The organism is Arthrobacter sp. 05L421 (assembly GCF_056397785.1).
Genome location: NZ_JBFTOC010000001.1, coordinates 73,785 through 91,319, shown reverse-complemented (window position 1 = coordinate 91,319; position 17,535 = coordinate 73,785). Strand labels below are relative to the sequence as shown.

Here is a 17,535-nt window from a genome sequence, read left to right as displayed (position 1 = left end):
CAGTGTGTCAAGGCCCCCTGTGAACCCTGAAGAACCCAATGAAAACCCCAGTAAAAACTCCAGTGAAAACCCCGCTGAAAATCCCCGCGCGAATGACGGCGGGCGTCCCGGCGAAAACTCGCTCCGGAATGCGGACGGAGCCGCGGCCGGAAGCCCTGTGAGGCCAAAGGGGATTATTGTCATCGCAGTCGTTGTCGCGCTGGAGGCCGCAGCGCTGCTCGTGGCTGCCGGCTGGTACGGGACGCAGCTCCTGACCGGAGCGCCGGTGCTCTCCTTCTGGGGCGCCGTCTTCACGCTTTGCCTGTTGCTGGCGTTCTCCGCATGGCTCTTTGCCGTGGCCCGCTTCCTGCTCCGGGGGTTCCGCTGGCCGCGGGCCGGTGCCCTGGTGGCCCAGCTCTTCGTGCTGACCATTGGCTTCCCGACCCTGACCGGTGGCTATCCGCTGGCCGGCCTGGCCATGCTGATCCCCGCCGTAACGGCGATCGTGCTCTTATTCGACAAGCGGGTCATAGCGTTCGCCTCACGGGCAGCCGGAGCCCCGCCCGCCCTGTAAAGGGCCGTCCCGGGCGGGATGCTGCGCGGGCAAGTTCCGGACCCGACCGCCGGCAGCCCGGACCGGAGGGGTCGGGGCGGCAGGGCCCACTTGAACAAGAGAGCAGGGCGCCGCCAGCTGGACCGGCCTCGCACGGCCTTCGGAAATGACGACGGCGCGCCCCGGCGGAGGACTGTGCTCCGCTTCGAACCGGACACCGAACGGCTCGCCGTCCATGAGTCCCCGCGGGCAAATCAGGACCGCACGCCCCTGGCTGCGCGCGATGGCAGCCAGATCCACCCGTAGCCCAAAGGCCGGCCCAAATCCCGCGGTGAGGATCACCCTCCAGCCACGACTGTGCAGGGCCGCCAGGGCGCTGTTGGCTTCGGGGGCGAGCAGGTCAGCGTCGTCTGCGAGCGCTATCGCTGTCCGGTCCAGCGTGCCCGCGAGCGCGCTGGCGTGCAGCCCGGACCAGTACTCGCCGGGATCGGTTCCCGGCCGCGGCGAGAGCCAGGCAACGGTTGGGTTCAGTTCCGGGAGCGCAGCCAAAAGCGTGCTCTTGCCGGAACCGGGGCCGCCGAGGACCGCGAGGACGCCGCCGGCCGGAAGCCGGATCCCGTGCGGCCGGAGTTCGTCTCCGCCGACGCCGAGAAGCAGGGCGGCCGCCGGGACCGGGAGGTACTCGGCGGTCGGCATGCCTGCGGGCACGGGCGCGGGCAGGGGAGCGGGCGGCGGAATCCTTTGCCCCGTCCCGGGGTTGCCGCATTGAGCCAGCACCTGGTCCACGGTCACGAATGCAGGCAGCGCTTCCACCCGGAAGGGCCTCATCGAGACGGCTTCGCCTGCGGGATCCCGCCCGCCCGCGGCCGGCGGTTCGAACAGCTGGGCCGCGTGCCCGGTGGCCACCAACGGGGCGGGGACAAAGGCGCCGAACACGGCCACGCGCCCGGCCACCGGCTCCAACGCCGGAAGCCGTGGCCACGCCAGCCGGCCCTCGTCGGTGGACCCTGCCGGAAAGAAGATGCGGTTGGGCAGGGCGGCGAAAAACCTCGCGGTCACGAGCTCACGTTCGCCAGAGACGATGACCGTAATCCCTGCCCGGGAACCGTCCCGCACAATGTCCTGGACCAGGTCTTCAGCCCAGGCCAGCGGCCCGGAACGGAAGGCCGAAACCCAGGCGCCCCAGCCGCTGAGCACCAGGACCCGGGGCTTCGGCCCGGCCGCGGGCCCGCTCAGCCGCGATGTGGCTTCTTCGGCGATCCGGCGCAGCACCCTGGCGGCCCGGCGCACTTCATCCAGGCCCGCCACCGTGCCGACGCGGGGCGCCGCCGCGGCGGCGCTGAACACGCCGGCGGCGTCGAGTATGTACAGGTGCGACTCCTCCGTGAGCGTCAGGAGCTGATCGACAGCCAGTACCAAGGCGGCCTCGCGGGCGCCGGCCTCGGCGCCGACGAGGCCCAGATGCCCGTGTCCGGCAGGACTCCAGCCCAGCTCCGAGACGCGTTGGAGTTCGGGCAGATCCACCCTGCCCAGCCGGACCGTGTCCCGGTCCGCATGCCCGGAATCCGGATAGGGCAGCAGCTCCTGCAGGGGATCTGCCACCGGCCGGCGTGGCGGCCGGCCGCCGCCGTCCTGCCACAGGCCCACGGTGGCCCCGATGAGCTGGGCTGCCCCCTGTGCCGGAGTCAGGGCGGCGCCGCCGTCGTGAGCCCCACGGTTGGGGGAACCATCGGCCCGGACACCGGGTACTGCAGGACCCCGCGTCAGAGAGTCCGTGAAGGTGCGCACTGTGACCGCTCCAACACCTGTCTGCGCAGGGGTCCGGGGCGTTAGGGCGGCCGTCTGGAACTCTTCCGGGGCCTGGGCCCCGCGGATCAGGAACGCCCGCCCCGGACGTTCGATGGGGATGGCGGCCGCGAGCCCGGAGCCCATGATGTCGAACGATTCCGGACCGGACTGGACGCGGAGGGCGATGCAGGTGGTGACGTTGGCCCTGATATCGGCGTTCAGGGCTCCCTGCGGGCGCTGCGTGGCCATGATGAGATGAATCCCCAGTGACCGGCCGATGGCGGCAATCCTCATGAGTTCGGAGAGTGCGCCGGGCACTTCGTCCACCAGGATCCTGAACTCGTCAACGACGATGACCAGATAGGGGACAGGCGGTCTGGCCGTCGCCGACGACTCGTAGGCCGCGAGGTCAGGCGCATCGACCCGGGCGAGCAGTTCCTCCCTCCGCCGGACCTCGGCCCGCAACGAAACAAGCGTGCGCTCCACCTGGGCGGCGCCCAGATCCGTGAGCATGCCGACGCAGTGCGGGAGTCCGGTCAGTGGGCCCAGGCCCGAGCCGCCCTTGAAGTCTATGAACAGCAGGGTGACCCGGTCCGGCGGATGGCTGGCCGCGAGGCCGGCGGCAAGAGTCCGCAAAAACTCCGACTTCCCGGAGCCGGTGGTCCCTGCGACCAGGAAGTGCGGGCCGTCGGCCTTCAAATCGATCCGCAGGGTCCCCGTGCGCCCCGTCCCGACTGGCGTACCCAGTCCGGCCTCCGCGCCGGTCCGTGACCAGCGCCGGGAGATGTCCGCCGCCGCTAGGGAAAGGACGTCGGCCAGGCTGCAGTGCTGGGGGATCGCCGGCGGGGGATTCGCCGCCATGGGCCGTGCGGCATTGAAGCCCCGGCAAAAACGGTCAAAGACCACCGCCGGGACCAGATCCGGGACGAAGTCCATCGGCGGGACCCCGGGTGTGATGAGGGTGCTGCACCGGCCGAGGACAATGCGGGGATGGTCTGCGGGACCCTGTGCCTGCGTGCACTCGATCACCCTCCACCCGCATGCCGTGGCCAGGGACCTGATCGCCGGCCCTGCACCGGCGGTGTCCGGCGCGGGCGCGGCCCCTGGCTGCCCGGGAGTGCTCCAAAGGATAAGGACTCCGCGGTCGAATCGCTCCCCCTGACCGCTCGGGCCGTCCGGACTGCCCGTCGACCCGCCCGGAGCGCCGGAATTACCCGGACCGCCGGAACTGCCCGTCGACCCGCCCGGAGCGCCCGGCTCGCTGGAATCACCCGGACCAGCGGAGCTGCCGGGACCGGCAGCCAACAGGGCCTCGGTGGTGGCGCTATTGGCGGACAGTGTGACCCCGGGCAGGAAGCGCGCTGAGAACGGGACTGTGTCCGCCGGGCCATGCAGCAGCAGGCGGGTGCTGCCGCCAAGGGGATAGGACGCCAGCTGAAGGATGAACGAGCGCACCAGTCCGGCCACGGCCGGCGCCGGGCCGTGGATAGTCACCACCGCCGGCGCCGGGTCCAAGGTCAGCGGGACCTGGCCGAGCGGCGGTGGCCGGAAGCCGGAGTCGGGTGGTTCCAGCCGGATATTCGCCCTCTGATCCGCCAGCCCGAGCCGCAGGCAGATCTCCGTTGGCTCCGCGTGGGGTGCACCGGCGGCCGGGCATGCCCTGGCCGCGCAACCGATGGCCAGGTCCGCCGCGGAAGGAGCGGCCCGCCGGCGTCGTTCCCTGTCCTGCCGGGCGGCCTCCGCCACAGCGGCTTTAAGCTCGCGGCGCTGCCGACGGCCTGTTAAGTACGGGACGATAACGGACACTCCAGAGACTGCCGTGAAGGCCAGGAACATCCACATTCCGGTGAGAAGCGCCAGGCCGACGCCGGCCAGCAGCGGCAGCACCGCGGCCAGTGCCACGGCGGCCCGGTGGCTGGGGGCGGCCGTGCCGCGGACGACCAGCGGCGCGGCGACGCTGGAGCCTGCAAGCGCCGTCACCGAGTCCGCGGCACCGTTGGCCACCGGCAGCCCAAGCCGGAGCGAGATGGTGGAGTCGCCGCAGCGGATCGAGGACGCCGTGGTCACCGGGAGCATTCGCACATTCCGGCCGTCGACGCTGGTTCCGTTCGCACTGCCGAGGTCCACGATGGTGACGTCCGAGTCCGAAACGTCCAGGCGCGCGTGCTCCCGGGAAAGTGCGGCATCCGGGATCACGATCTCGGTACCGCTGCGTCCGATCCGGAACTGCCCCCTCCGCAGCGCGACAAGCGTGCCCGCGCCAGGACCGCTGTCCACTGCGAGCAGCAGCGTGGCAGTTTCCGGGCCGCCGGTCACGGCACTCTCAACCAATACGGCACCCTCAACCAATACGGCACCCTCAACCAATACGGCACCCTGCACCAGGGGAGGCTCGCCCACGGTCATGGCGGCGAGCGGTACTCCCCGGACGGACAGCCCACCGGTCCCGTAGCGCCGGGCGACGGCGGCCTCCAAGTCCGCGCCCGGGCAGGGTTCGGGGACCTCGACGGCGAGCTCAATGAGCTGCCCCGCCGGCGTCGGTCCTGATCTGGGGGCACCCTGCACCAGCGTGCTGGTTGCGAGAGTGCCGGGTACCAAAGTGCAGTGGAAAATCATCCGGGGCATCCTTTCCTGCGTGGCGGCCCGGTTCCACGTTAGGGGCGCATCTGCCCGGCTGCCCCCGGGAAACCGGGCCATGTGGAAAACGCTTCGGAGCGGCGTGGAAACCCCCGCCACGTAAGGCTTCCGGGCCGGTGCCGGGGGCGGCTTCGGACGGTGGGACTGGCCGCGATTCGCCGATACCAGCCGCGTCTCAGGTAGGCTAGACCAGCAGACAATGCACAACATTGCGCTGCCCGCATTCGAACCAGGAGAGTTTGTGACCGCTGACCTCGTCATCGTAGGGTCGGGCTTTTTCGGCCTGACAATCGCAGAACAGGCCGCCACTGAGCTGGGCTTGAAGGTAGTCGTCATCGACCGCCGGCACCACATTGGCGGCAACGCCTACAGCGAAAAGGAAGAGCAGACCGGCATTGAGGTGCACCGCTACGGTGCCCACCTCTTCCACACGTCAAACGACCGGGTGTGGGAGTACGTGAACCGCTTCACGACGTTCACGAACTACGTCCACAAGGTCTACGGCGTCCACAAGGGCGAGGTCTACTCCCTGCCCATCAACCTGGCCACAATCAACCAGTTCTTCCGGGCCAACCTCACCCCCGGGCAGGCACAGGAGCTGATCAAGGACCAGGCCGGCGAACTGGCCGGCACCGATCCGCAGAACCTGAACGACAAGGGCATCCAGCTGATCGGCCGCCCGCTCTACGAGGCGTTCATCAAGCACTACACCGGCAAGCAGTGGCAGACGGATCCGAAGGACCTGCCCGCGAGCATCATCTCCCGCCTTCCGGTGCGCTACAACTACGACAACCGGTACTTCAACGACAAGTACGAGGGCCTTCCGACCAACGGCTACACCGCGTGGATCGAAAAGATGGCCGAGCACCCCAACATCGAGGTCCGGCTCAACACGGACTTCTTCGACGAGTCGCATGAGTACAGCAAGGACAAGGTCGTCAGCAACATCCCGGTGGTGTACACCGGACCCGTCGACCGCTACTTCGACTACGCCGAAGGAGATCTGTCCTGGCGCACCATCGACTTCGAAGAAGAGGTGCTCGACGTCGGGGACTTCCAGGGCACGTCAGTGGTGAACTACAACGACGAAGACGTCGCGTACACCCGCATTATCGAGCCGCGCCACTTCCACCCGGAACGCGACTACCAGACGGAGAAAACCGTCATCATGCGCGAGTTCTCCCGCGCCGCGGAGAAGGGCGACGAGCCCTACTACCCGATCAACACGCCCACGGACCGCGATCGGCTCCTCAAATACCGCGACCTGGCCGCAGCCGAGCAGGATGTCCTCTTCGGCGGCCGTCTCGGCACGTACAAGTACCTGGACATGCACATGGCGATCGGCTCGGCCCTGACCATGTTCGAGAACAAGATCCGCCCGCACTTCGAAGGCGGCGCCAAGATTGAAAGCGGGGGAGTGGACGCATGAGCGCCGCAACCGATACCCAGGTAGAGTCCGCCCAGCAGTGGGACACCCTGCAGCGGGTCATCCTGCCCAACGCCAGCCAGATGGACACGGTCCCCCTGTACATGGACATGGGCACAGCGACCGGCATTCAGCTCCCCACGGTCGGTGACCGCGGAGGCAAAAAGACCAAGCCGCAGACGATCAGCAGCGCCGCCAAGGAAGCCCACGTTGAGGACTTCCTGTCGCGAAGCTCCACCAAGGTCAGGTCCGGGGAACGCGTTTCCTTCGGCAGCTATTTCAACGCCTTCCCGGCCAGCTACTGGCGCCGCTGGACGACTGTAGAGTCTGTCCGGCTTCAGGTGCGCACCGAGGGCGCAGGATCCGTCATCGTCTACAAGTCGAACGCCCGCGGGTCCCTGCAGCGCGTCGACACCCGGCGTGTCGAGGGTTCGGCGGAGAACACCTTCGAGCTGTCCCTGGCGCCCTTCGGCGACGGCGGCTGGTACTGGTTCGATCTCGTGGCAGGCTCCGAACCGCTGGTGATGGTCGACGCCGAGTGGCAGGGCGTCGCGACTGACAAGACGCCCGGTTCGGTCACCTTGCAGATCACGACACTGAACAAGACCGACTTCTGCCTCAACAATCTCCGGCTTCTGGCGGAGAACCCGGATGCCCTAAAGCATGTCCAGGAGATCCTGCTGGTCGACCAGGGCACACAAAAGGTCGAGGACGCAGAGGGCTTCGCCGACGTCAAGGCTTCCCTTGGCGGCAAGCTACGGATCATCAACCAGTCGAACCTCGGCGGATCCGGCGGCTTTGCCCGCGGCATGTTCGAAGCCGTCGAAAACGGCAGTGACTACGTCCTGCTAATGGACGACGACATCGTAGTTGAGCCTGAAAGCATCATCCGCCTGCTCACCTTTGCTGACCGCTGCAAGACGCCGACGATCGTCGGCGGCCACATGTTCGACCTCTACAACCGGACGGTCCTCCACACGTTCGGCGAGGTAGTCAACCCTTACCGCTTCCAGCCATCCTTGCCGAGTGACGAAATGGTCCTCGGACACGATTTCCTGTCCTCGAACCTGCGCCAGACCTCCTGGCTGCACCGCCGCTGCGACGTGGACTACAACGGCTGGTGGATGTGCCTGATCCCCACTTCGGCGATTCGGGAAATCGGCCTCTCGCTGCCCCTCTTCATCAAGTGGGACGATTCGGAATACGGACTGCGCGCTAAGGCGCACGGCATCCCGACAGTCTCCCTGCCTGGTTCGGCAGTGTGGCACGTGTCCTGGATCGACAAGGATGACCTCGTCGGCTGGCAGGCTTACTTCCACGCACGCAACCGGATCGTGGCGGCACTGCTCCACAGCCCCTACGAATACGGCGGCCGCGTTGTGCGCGAATCACAGTACGCGGACATCAAGCACCTCGTGTCAATGCAGTACGCGACCGCCCACGGCCGCGGCTGGGCGCTCGAAGACGTTCTCAAGGGGCCGTCAGGCCTGCCGGAGCTGCTGCCGTCGAAGCTGCCCGAAATCCGGAAGATGATGGCCGGCTACTCCGACTCGATTTTCCGCACGAATCCGGACGAGTTCCCGACACCCAAGATGGACAAGCCGCCGCGCCGTGGACACGGTGTGTCCCAGCCGTCCAGGATCACCCTCCTGCCTTGGGCGGCTAAGACAGTCGCACGGCAGCTTTTCCGCCCCGTGGGCCACACGAGCGCGGAACGTCCGCAAACCAGCATTGCGCACCAGGACAACCGTTGGTGGCGGATCGCGCAGTTCGACAGCGCCATCGTCTCCAACGCCGAGGGAACCGGCGCCTCCTGGTACAAGCGGGACCCCAAGCGCGTGCGGGAAATGCTCACCGAGAGCACTCGCCTGCACGCCGCCCTGCTCAAGGACTGGCACTCGCTCAGCAGGCAATACAAGGCAGCGATGCCGGAGCTCACATCCCTGGATTCCTGGAAGAAAATCTTCGAAGAGCACACCCAGAGTGAAGTGAAATAGCGTGACAACCACGATTTCCGGGGAATTGACCCGCCCGGGTCTCGGCGGTGGATTTCGGGATCTTCGCCAGTCCAGTTTTTTGCTTAAGCTTTTGGTTCGCAAGGAACTGAAGGTCCGCTACCGCGGCTCCGTCCTGGGCCTCCTCTGGTCCTATGTGAAGCCCGGTGTGCAGTTCATCGTGTTCTATGTGGCCTTGGGCGTCTTTCTCGGCCTGGAACGCAGCGCACGAAACCCGGACGGCCTCTCGAACTACGCCGTATATCTCTTCTCCGGAATCGTGCTGATCAACTTCTTCTCCGAAGCCCTCGGGAACGCCGCACGGTCGATCGTAAATAACGGCAACCTGATCAAGAAGATCTATCTTCCCCGGGAGCTGTTTCCGGTGGCGTCGGTCTGGGTGTCGGCGGTCCATTTCTTCCCCCAGCTCGTTGTCCTCGTGATCGGTTGCATCTTTGCAGGGTGGCATCCGGACATGTTCCAACTGCTGGCCGCGATCGGCGGATTCGCCATTGTGGGCTTCCTCGCCACCGGGCTCGGGCTCCTTTTCGGCGCCGCCAACGTATATTTCCGTGATTCGGAAAACCTCGTTGACATGTTGTTGATGGTGGCCACCTGGGCATCGCCGGTCATGTACTCGTGGACGATGGTGCAATCCAAGCTGGGTCCGGGACTCTTCGCCCTCTACCAGGCCAACCCGATCACGGTGGGCGTCGAGTTGTTCCACTACGCATTCTGGTACCCCACAACGGACGGCTCTGCCGCGATGCCGCCGAACCTGTTCAGCCTGTGGCTGCCAATCGGCCTCGCCATTTCGCTCGTGGTCCTGGCACTGGGCCAGCTAACTTTCCGGCGGCTTGAGGGCCGCTTCGCTCAGGAGCTGTAAATGGCAAACGCGATCGAAGTTTCCAATATCAGCAAGGAGTTCGTGCTCCGCCACACCCGTTCCATCAAGGAGGCCGTGGTGTGGCTGGTCAAGGGCCGCAAAGGCGACCTTTCCAAGAAGTTCCACGCCCTGAAAGACGTCTCCCTGATGGTGGAGACGGGGGAGACCGTGGCCCTCCTGGGCCTCAACGGGTCCGGCAAATCCACCCTGTTGAAGCACATCTCCGGCGTCATGCTCCCGGATTCCGGCAGTGTGTACACGCGCGGCCGGGTGGCTGGCCTGATCGAGGTCGGAGCGGGCTTTCATCCTGACCTGTCCGGCCGCGACAACGTGTACCTCAATGGGGCCATCCTGGGGATGACCGAGAAGCAGATCAACGAGCGGTTCGACGCGATCGTGGAATTCTCCGAGATTGGCGAATTCATCGACACGGAGGTCAAGTTCTATTCATCCGGCATGTACCTGCGCCTGGCTTTCTCCGTAGCGGTTCACACCGACCCCGAGGTCTTCCTGATCGACGAAATCCTCGCCGTCGGAGATGAACCGTTCCAGCGCAAGTGCATCGCCAAGATCCAGGAACTGGCGGAAAAGGGCAAGACGCTCGTCGTCGTCAGCCACGACCTGGACCTGGTCTCCCGGATCTGTGCCCGCGGGGTCCTGCTGGAGCACGGAAATGTATTGTTCGATGGGCCGATCAGCGATGCGGTGAGCAGGCTCCGCAGCTAGTCGGCAGACCTCGCTGCCGCCGTCGCGGCGCGGCAGCCGCTAGTGTGGAGGCAGGTCCTTCGGCCCTGCCATCAGGCATGAGAGAAAAGGCACGAGAATCGTGAAGATTGCTGTAATTGCGTTGGGTAAGATCGGCCTGCCCTTGGCCGTCCAGTTTGCATCCAAGGGTCATGAGGTCGTCGGCGTCGACGTCAACCGACAGGTTGTCGACCTCATCAACGCCGGTACGGAGCCATTCCCTGGCGAAGCCCGGCTGCAGGAACAACTGTCTGAGCTGGTGCCGGCAGGCAAGCTGCGGGCGACCACCGAATACGCGGATGCGGTCCCCGAAGCGGACGTTGTAGTCCTCGTCGTGCCGCTCTTTGTCGACGCGGACGCGAATCCCGACTTCGGCTGGATGGACGCGGCGACCGCCGAACTGGCCAAGCACCTGACGCCCGGCACCTTGGTGTCCTACGAAACCACCCTGCCGGTCGGCACCACCCGGACCCGGTGGAAGCCGGCCCTGGAATCGGCCTCGGGCCTGGTCGAGGGGCAGGACTTCCACCTGGTGTTCTCCCCGGAGCGCGTGCTCACCGGCCGCGTGTTTGAGGACCTGCGCAAGTACCCCAAGCTGGTGGGCGGCCTGTCCGAAGAAGGGGCAGCCAAAGCCGTCGAGTTCTATCAGGCCGTGCTCGATTTCGATGAGCGCACGGATCTGGTGCGTCCGAATGGCGTCTGGGACCTGGGGTCCGCCGAGGCATCGGAGATGGCGAAACTGGCGGAAACCACCTACCGCGACGTCAACATTGGCCTCGCCAACCAGTTTGCCCGCTATGCCGCCACGGCCGGGATCGACATCTACCAGGTCATTGAGGCCGCCAACTCCCAGCCCTACAGCCACATCCACACACCGGGAATCGCCGTCGGCGGACACTGCATCCCCGTGTACCCGCGGCTGTACCTCTGGAACGATCCGGAGGCCACCGTGGTGCGGGCAGCCCGCGCGGCCAACGCCGACATGCCGGCCTACACCATCGGGCTGCTCGAGGGAGCCTATGGCGACCTGACCGACGCCCGCGTGGTGGTACTCGGCGCTGCGTACCGCGGCGGCGTCAAGGAGACTGCGTTTTCCGGTGTGTTCGACGCCGTCAAGGCACTCGAACTGCGCGGCGCCAACGCGCTGGTCCACGACCCGCTGTACACCGACGAGGAACTCCAGAAGCTGGGCTTCCAGCCCTACCACCTGGGTGAGCCGGCGGACGCGGCCGTGGTCCAGGCAGACCACGCCGAGTACCGCACGCTGGGGCCGCGGGACCTCCCGGGCGTCCGGGTGTTCATCGACGGCCGGAGGGTAAGCAGCCCCGAGGCGTGGGACGGCGTCCAGTACCGTGTCATCGGCAAGGCATGACCCCGGTAGATTCGCCGATCGCTTCTTCCCTTTGACAGGAGATCCACGATGAACAACATTGCCCCGAGCGCTGATGTTTCGGACCGCGCCGTGCTGGGAGCCGGCACCAAGATCTGGCACCTGGCCCAGGTGCGCGAGGACGCCATCCTGGGAGAAAACTGCATCGTCGGCCGTGGTGCCTACGTAGGCACCGGTGTCCAGATCGGCGACAACACCAAGATCCAGAACTACGCTCTGGTCTATGAGCCCGCCAAGCTCGGAAAGGGCGTCTTCATCGGACCCGCAGTGGTCCTCACGAACGACACCTACCCCCGCTCCGTCAGTCCCGACGGATCGTTGAAGAGCGCGCACGACTGGACCCCCGTGGGCGTCACCATCGAGGATGGGGCGTCCATCGGCGCCCGAGCCGTCTGCGTGGCGCCGGTGACGATCGGCCGCTGGGCGACCATCGCCGCAGGCGCTGTCGTCACGAAAGACGTACCCGCCTTCGCCTTGATGGCCGGGGTGCCGGCCAAACGGCTGGGCTGGGTCGGAAAAGCCGGCTTCCCGCTGCGTGAGGCGGACGGGTTCTGGGTGTGCCCCGAGACCGGCGCCAAATATGTTGAAGAAGAAAATTTCCTGAAAGAGGCAGAGGACAACGCATGAGCCTGGACTTTATCCCCGCAGCAAAGCCGATCATCGGCGATGAAGAGCGGGCGGCCGTAGATGCCGTACTCGCCTCCGGAATGTTGGCCCAAGGCAAGCAGGTAGCCGAGTTCGAAACCGAGTTCTCTTCGGTGCTCGTCGACGGCCGCGCGGCCGTCGCCGTGAACTCCGGCACCTCCGGCCTCCACCTGGGTCTCCTCGCCGCCGGCGTCGGCCCTGGCGACGAAGTTATCGTGCCGTCCTTCACCTTTGCCGCCACCGGCAACGCGGTGGCACTGACCGGCGCCACGCCGGTCTTCGCTGACATCGAGCTGGACCACTACACCCTGGACACAGACCACGTCGCTTCGCTGATCACGGAGAAGACCAAGGGCATCATGCCGGTCCACCTGTACGGCCACCCCTTCGACGTCGAGGGCCTCGGCAGGCTCGCCGCGGAGAGGGGCCTCGACATTTACGAGGACGCAGCCCAGGCGCACGGAGCAAGCTTCAACGGGAAAAAGGTGGGCAGCTTCGGCACCTTCGCCATGTTCAGCCTGTACCCGACGAAGAACATGACCTCCGGTGAGGGCGGCATGGTCACGACGTCGGACGCCGACGTCGAGCACAAGCTTCGGCTGCTGCGCAACCAGGGAATGCAGAAGCAGTACGAGAACGAGATCGTCGGTTTCAACGCCCGCATGACTGACCTGCACGCCGCCATCGGCCGCGTCCAGCTCACCAAGGTGCTCGGCTGGACCGCGCAGCGGCAGCAGAACGCCGCATTCCTCGACGCCAACCTCGAGAACGTCGGGACCCCGGCGGTCAAGGCGGGGGCTGGCCACGTCTACCACCAGTACACAATCCGGGTGACCGAGGACCGCGACGGGCTGGCCAAGGCGCTGCGCGATGAATACAACATCGGAACCGGCGTGTACTACCCGGTCCCGAACCACCGGCTTCCGTCCTTCAACCGGACCGAAGACCTGCCCAACACGGAGACGGCCGCCAAGGAAGTGCTCTCCCTGCCGGTGCACCCGTCCCTGAGCCAGGACGACCTCGAGCGGATCGTCGCTGCTGTCAACGCCGTGGCCAAGGCCGGTGCCTGAGATGGCGAATCTGCGCGTAGGCCTGATCGGGCTGGGCATGATGGGCCGGCACCATGCCCGGGTTCTTCGCGAGCTGCCCGGCGTCGATCTGGTGGCTGTGGCGGACGCCTACGGCGATCCGCACGGCGTGGCCGGTGGCCTGACGGTGCTGTCCTCGGTGGAGGAACTCATTGCCCAGGGCCTGGACATGGCGGTCGTCGCCGTCCCCACGGGGATGCATGAGGAAGTCGGCCTGGCCCTGGCCGAAGCCGGCGTCCACACCCTCGTGGAGAAGCCGATTGCCGAAAGCGCCGCGGCAGGCCAACGCCTGGTGGACGCTTTCGAGTCCAGGAACCTCGTAGGGGCCGTGGGCCACATCGAGCGCTTCAATCCTGCGCTGCAGTCGCTGCGGAAGCGGATTGAGGCGGGCGAACTCGGCGAGGTTTACCAGATCGCCACCCGCCGGCAGGGTCCCTTCCCGTCGCGCATCGCCGACGTCGGGGTCGTGAAGGACCTCGGCACGCACGATATCGACCTCACCGCCTGGCTCGCCCAGAGCCGCTTCGAATCGATCTTTGCCCACGTCACCACCCGCAGCGGCCGTCCGCATGAAGACATGGTGGCGGCCACCGGGCAGCTGGAAAACGGCGTCATCACCAACCACCTGGTGAACTGGCTCTCGCCCATGAAAGAGCGCCTGACAATCGTCACCGGTGAAAAGGGCGCCTTCGTGGCCGACACGGTCACGGCGGACCTGACGTTCTTCGAAAACGGCACCGTGGCCACGGAGTGGGAGTCCATGGCGGCTTTCCGGGGCGTCTCCGAGGGCAACATGACCCGGCTTGCAATCGCCAAACCAGAACCGCTGCGCACCGAGCACGAGGCCTTCCGCGACGCCGTCTTGGGGCTCCGCAACGACGTCGTGACCATGCGCGAAGGCCTGGACACGCTCGCCGTCGCCGAGGCCGTGCTGGAGTCCGCGCGTACCGGGCAGATGGTCAAAGTCGCGGCCTCGTGACGGCACCTCCCCGCCTGAGGGTCGCTGTCGCTACCCGGCTTTTCACGCCCGAAGTGGGAGCCGCTGCCTTTCGTCTCCAGGCCCTCGTAGACGGGCTGGTGGCCGCGGGGGCTGACGTGCAGGTGGTAACCACCCGCGCCCCCGGTGGAGCCTCCGCCGGCAGCGTCCCGTTCGGAATCAGCCGCTGGCCCGTATTGCGGGACCCGGGCGGCAACGTCCGCGGCTATATCCAGTACCTGAGCTTCGACATACCGGCCTTCTTCCGCCTGCTGGTTCAGGGCGCCGACATCGTCGTCTCCGAACCACCGCCCACCACCGGGCTGATGGTGGCCCTCAGCAGCTGGCTGCGTCGCCGGCCGTTCGTGTACTACGCCGCCGACGTGTGGAGTGAGGCGCTGTCCGCAACCGACGTGCCCGCCGTCGTCGTCAGCATGATGCGGCGCGTCGAAGGCTTCGTGCTGCGACGTGCCGCCTGCGTCATCGCCATTTCTGATGCCGTCGCCGAGCAAGTCGCGAAGTTTGGCGTGCCGGCGGAGCGGCTCCGGGTGGTCGCCAACGGGGTCGACACCTCAGTCTTCAACCCCCAGGGCGAGGCTGCGGCCAGTGAGCGGCCGTATTTCGCCTACACCGGAACCATTTCGGAATGGCAGGGAGCCGATGTTTTTGTCCGCGCGCTGCCGATCGTGCAGCTGAAATATCCGGACGCGGAGATCCGCTTTTTCGGGCAGGGCACGGATGAGCCGGCCCTCCGAGCGCTGGCGGCCGAGGTCGCCCCCGGGAGCGTGGTTTTCGGCGGAGTGGTTCCACCCCGGCAGGCTGCTGCCTGGCTGCGGGGAGCCGCGGCCGCACTCGTCAGCATCAAACCAGGTCAAGGCTATGACTTCGCCAAACCGACCAAAATCTATGCCGCCGCAGGATGCGGGACCCCGGTGATATTTGCCGGGACCGGCGAGGGCGCGACAGTCGTAGCTGCCAACGGACTCGGCGATGCCGTGGACCACGACCCCCAGGCCGTGGCGGCGGCAATGATCGCCGCGCTCGAAACCGACGACACCGGCCGCGGACTCCGCTCCCAGTGGGTGGCGGACCACGCTTCCCTCGCGGCAGCAGGCCAGGCAGCGGCGGCCGTCATTGCCACGGTGGCGAGGATCTCCCGATGAAGATTCTGGTGGTCACCACGTGGTTCCCCAGTCAGGGCTCGCCCGCCCAGGCGCCCTTCAACCTGGAGCACGCGAAGGCAATCCAGCTCCGGCACGACGTCCGGGTGCTGCACGTGAGGCTGGGCAGCGGGCTGCCCGCGGCCACGGAGTCATATGCCGGCCTGCCCGTGCGCCGGGTCTCCCTGAACCCCCGCCGGCCGTGGACGGCACTGTCGGTGCTCCGCCTGCTGCTGCGGGAATGCTCGACGGCGGATGTGCTGCACACGATGGCGTTTTCCTCGGCTCTCGTAGCGGCCCTGCCAGCTGTTCTGCGTCGGACCCCCTGGGTGCACTCTGAGCACTGGAGCGGTGTCACTAACCCGCGGAATGTCGCGGGGCTGTGGCCGCGTTTCGCCTGGTTGCGGTGGGTTCTGCGGCTTCCGCATGCCGTGACGGGAGTGACGACAGAACTCGTGGAGAAACTGCAGGCGTTCGCACGGCCCCAGACTGCGATGCTGGTTCCCTGCGTCGTCGCCAACGACCGTCCCCTGCAGCCGCTGCCCGCGCGTGAACGGCTGCGGCTGGCCGCTGTTGGTGGCTTGGTGCCGGGAAAGAGGCCGCTGCTGGCCATCCGGACCATCGCAGCGCTCAGGGAATCAGGCCACGACGTGCACCTCAGCTGGGTGGGGGACGGACCCCTTCGCCGCGAGGCCGAGGAACTGATCGCCGAGTTGAAGCTCGGCGGGAACGTCACACTGGTCGGCGCCGTCCCACCAGCCGAAGTCTTCGCGTTTTTCGAACAGGCCCATCTGTTCTTCCTCCCGACGGCGCACGAGAACTTCTTCACGTCCGCGGCCGAGGCGCTCTCCGCCGGACGGCCCGTGGTGGTTCCGCGGGTCGGGGGATTCACCGACTACGTGACCGAAGCGAACGGCGTCCTCGTGGACGACGCTTCGCCGGAGTCCCTGGCCGAGGCGATCGTGGCGGCCCGCCGGACCTTCGCGGGCGTCGACCCCTCCACCATTGCTGAACCCATCCGGGCCAGGTTCAGCCGAACCACTGTCGGCCGGCTCTTCGAAGACGTCTACGGCCCGGTGCTCGCCGGCACTGGACCAACAGGGCGGGGCCGACGTGGATAGCGGGGCAACGGAGGCGGTCCCGGCCGTTGACGTCGTCATCGCAGTGCACAGCAGCACCCGGCCCGTGGCAAGGGCGCTCTCCTCGATTGCGTCGGCCGGCCTGGAGCTGAACGCCCCCGACGGCGTCCGGGTCACGGTGGTGTGCCACAACATTTCCAGGGACGAGATTTCGAGGAACGTTCCACCCGGGCTGGCTGCAGCCACCAGGTTCCTGGAACTCCGCGACGGGATTCCCAGCCCGGCCGGGCCCTTCAACTATGCGCTGCAGCAGGCTACGGCCGAGTTCGTCTGCGTCCTTGGCAGCGATGATCATCTTGAGCCCGGCGCCCTCCGCCAGTGGCTGGAGCTCGCCCGCAGCCACTCTTCCGCGATGGTCATCGCCCCGCAGCGCCATGCCGGCGGGGCGCCGGTCCGGACTCCGCCGGTCCGGGTGGGCAGGCGGTTCAGCCTGGATCCGCTCAAGGACCGCCTGAGCTATCGCACGGCGCCCCTGGGCCTGCTGCGACGCAGCGAAATTCAACGGCTCGGCCTCGAATTCAGCGCTGATCTGCGGACGGGGGAGGACCAGATATTCTCCGCCAAACTGTGGTTCGGTGGCGGGCGGATCGATTACGCCCGGGGGGCCGGCAAATACGTCGTCGGCGCCGACGCCGAGGATCGGGTCACGGGTCAGCGGCGCGAGATGGGCGAGCTGTTCGCCTTTGCCTTGGAACTCGTCGCGGACCCCTGGTTCGTGGCGCTTCCCCTGGCCCAGCGTCAGGCCCTGGTCACCAAGCTTTTGCGGGTCCACGTCTTTGGCGTGGTCCTCCCTCGCATGGACCAGGGCGGCTGGACGGATGCGGAGCGCGAAGACCTCGCGGGCGTGGCCCGCACACTTCTGGCCGCGGCACCGGGGGCGGATGGGCCCTTGTCCCTGGCGGACGCCCGGCTGCTCCGCAGCATTCTTACCCCTGGCCCGTTGGCTGAGATGCTGGCGGCAGCCGCAGCGCGCCGCAAGTTCGGGCGGCCGCAAACCCTGATCGCGTCGACCCTGGCGGCACAGCTGCATCCAGAAGCGCCGCTGCGGTTCATGACGGCGTCCGCGCTGCTCTAGCCCCTGCTGCTCTAGCGATGCCGGAAAGCAGCAGGGGCGGCAACGTCTTAAAGCA

13 protein-coding genes are annotated in these 17,535 nt (G+C 67.0%); 12 read left to right on the top strand and 1 reads right to left on the bottom strand.

Features of this window, described 5'->3' with window-relative positions; all coding sequences use genetic code 11:
- Positions 1-157: 157 nt before the first annotated feature.
- Complete coding sequence (locus AC1DKQ_RS00405; protein WP_476882837.1) at positions 158-553, top strand: hypothetical protein; 396 nt, start codon at positions 158-160, stop codon at positions 551-553.
- Here AC1DKQ_RS00405 and AC1DKQ_RS00400 read toward each other — a convergent pair.
- Complete coding sequence (locus AC1DKQ_RS00400; RefSeq protein WP_476917918.1) at positions 521-4,936, bottom strand: FtsK/SpoIIIE domain-containing protein; 4,416 nt, start codon at positions 4,934-4,936, stop codon at positions 521-523. The two genes, AC1DKQ_RS00405 and AC1DKQ_RS00400, sit on opposite strands and share 33 nt — an antisense overlap.
- A 262-nt stretch (positions 4,937-5,198) precedes the next feature.
- On the opposite strand from AC1DKQ_RS00400, the gene glf reads away from it, so the two are divergent.
- The 11 genes from glf (at position 5,199) to AC1DKQ_RS00345 (ending at position 17,480) form a co-directional block, all read left to right on the top strand.
- Positions 5,199-6,386 (top strand): UDP-galactopyranose mutase, encoded by a 1,188-nt coding sequence (glf, locus tag AC1DKQ_RS00395; protein ID WP_476882839.1) that lies wholly within the window; start codon positions 5,199-5,201, stop codon positions 6,384-6,386.
- A complete protein-coding gene (locus AC1DKQ_RS00390; RefSeq protein WP_476917917.1) occupies positions 6,383-8,380 on the top strand; it encodes a glycosyltransferase in 1,998 nt (665 codons plus the stop codon). Before glf ends, AC1DKQ_RS00390 begins: the two co-directional genes overlap by 4 nt.
- Position 8,381: 1 nt before the next feature.
- The gene (locus tag AC1DKQ_RS00385; protein WP_476882841.1) at positions 8,382-9,263 is read left to right on the top strand and encodes an ABC transporter permease; all 882 of its coding nucleotides are present in this window, start codon (positions 8,382-8,384) and stop codon (positions 9,261-9,263) included.
- Positions 9,264-9,989: an ABC transporter ATP-binding protein gene (locus tag AC1DKQ_RS00380; RefSeq protein ID WP_277522924.1), complete on the top strand. Its 726-nt coding sequence runs from the start codon at positions 9,264-9,266 to the stop codon at positions 9,987-9,989.
- 100 nt (positions 9,990-10,089) lie between these two features.
- Positions 10,090-11,379, top strand: a complete 1,290-nt coding sequence (locus AC1DKQ_RS00375; RefSeq protein ID WP_476882842.1) for a nucleotide sugar dehydrogenase — start codon at positions 10,090-10,092, stop codon at positions 11,377-11,379.
- 48 nt (positions 11,380-11,427) lie between these two features.
- Positions 11,428-12,024: an acyltransferase gene (locus tag AC1DKQ_RS00370; protein WP_377985485.1), complete on the top strand. Its 597-nt coding sequence runs from the start codon at positions 11,428-11,430 to the stop codon at positions 12,022-12,024.
- Complete coding sequence (locus AC1DKQ_RS00365; RefSeq protein ID WP_476882843.1) at positions 12,021-13,112, top strand: DegT/DnrJ/EryC1/StrS family aminotransferase; 1,092 nt, start codon at positions 12,021-12,023, stop codon at positions 13,110-13,112. The genes AC1DKQ_RS00370 and AC1DKQ_RS00365 overlap by 4 nt, the downstream gene beginning before the upstream one ends.
- A gap of 1 nt (position 13,113) precedes the next feature.
- The gene (locus tag AC1DKQ_RS00360; protein ID WP_476882844.1) at positions 13,114-14,109 is read left to right on the top strand and encodes a Gfo/Idh/MocA family oxidoreductase; all 996 of its coding nucleotides are present in this window, start codon (positions 13,114-13,116) and stop codon (positions 14,107-14,109) included.
- Positions 14,106-15,269 (top strand): glycosyltransferase family 4 protein, encoded by a 1,164-nt coding sequence (locus AC1DKQ_RS00355; protein ID WP_476882845.1) that lies wholly within the window; start codon positions 14,106-14,108, stop codon positions 15,267-15,269. The genes AC1DKQ_RS00360 and AC1DKQ_RS00355 overlap by 4 nt, the downstream gene beginning before the upstream one ends.
- Positions 15,266-16,387 (top strand): glycosyltransferase family 4 protein, encoded by a 1,122-nt coding sequence (locus AC1DKQ_RS00350; protein ID WP_476917916.1) that lies wholly within the window; start codon positions 15,266-15,268, stop codon positions 16,385-16,387. The genes AC1DKQ_RS00355 and AC1DKQ_RS00350 overlap by 4 nt, the downstream gene beginning before the upstream one ends.
- Positions 16,380-17,480, top strand: coding sequence for a glycosyltransferase family 2 protein (locus tag AC1DKQ_RS00345; RefSeq protein WP_476917915.1), 1,101 nt, complete (start codon positions 16,380-16,382; stop codon positions 17,478-17,480). Before AC1DKQ_RS00350 ends, AC1DKQ_RS00345 begins: the two co-directional genes overlap by 8 nt.
- Positions 17,481-17,535: the final 55 nt, after the last annotated feature.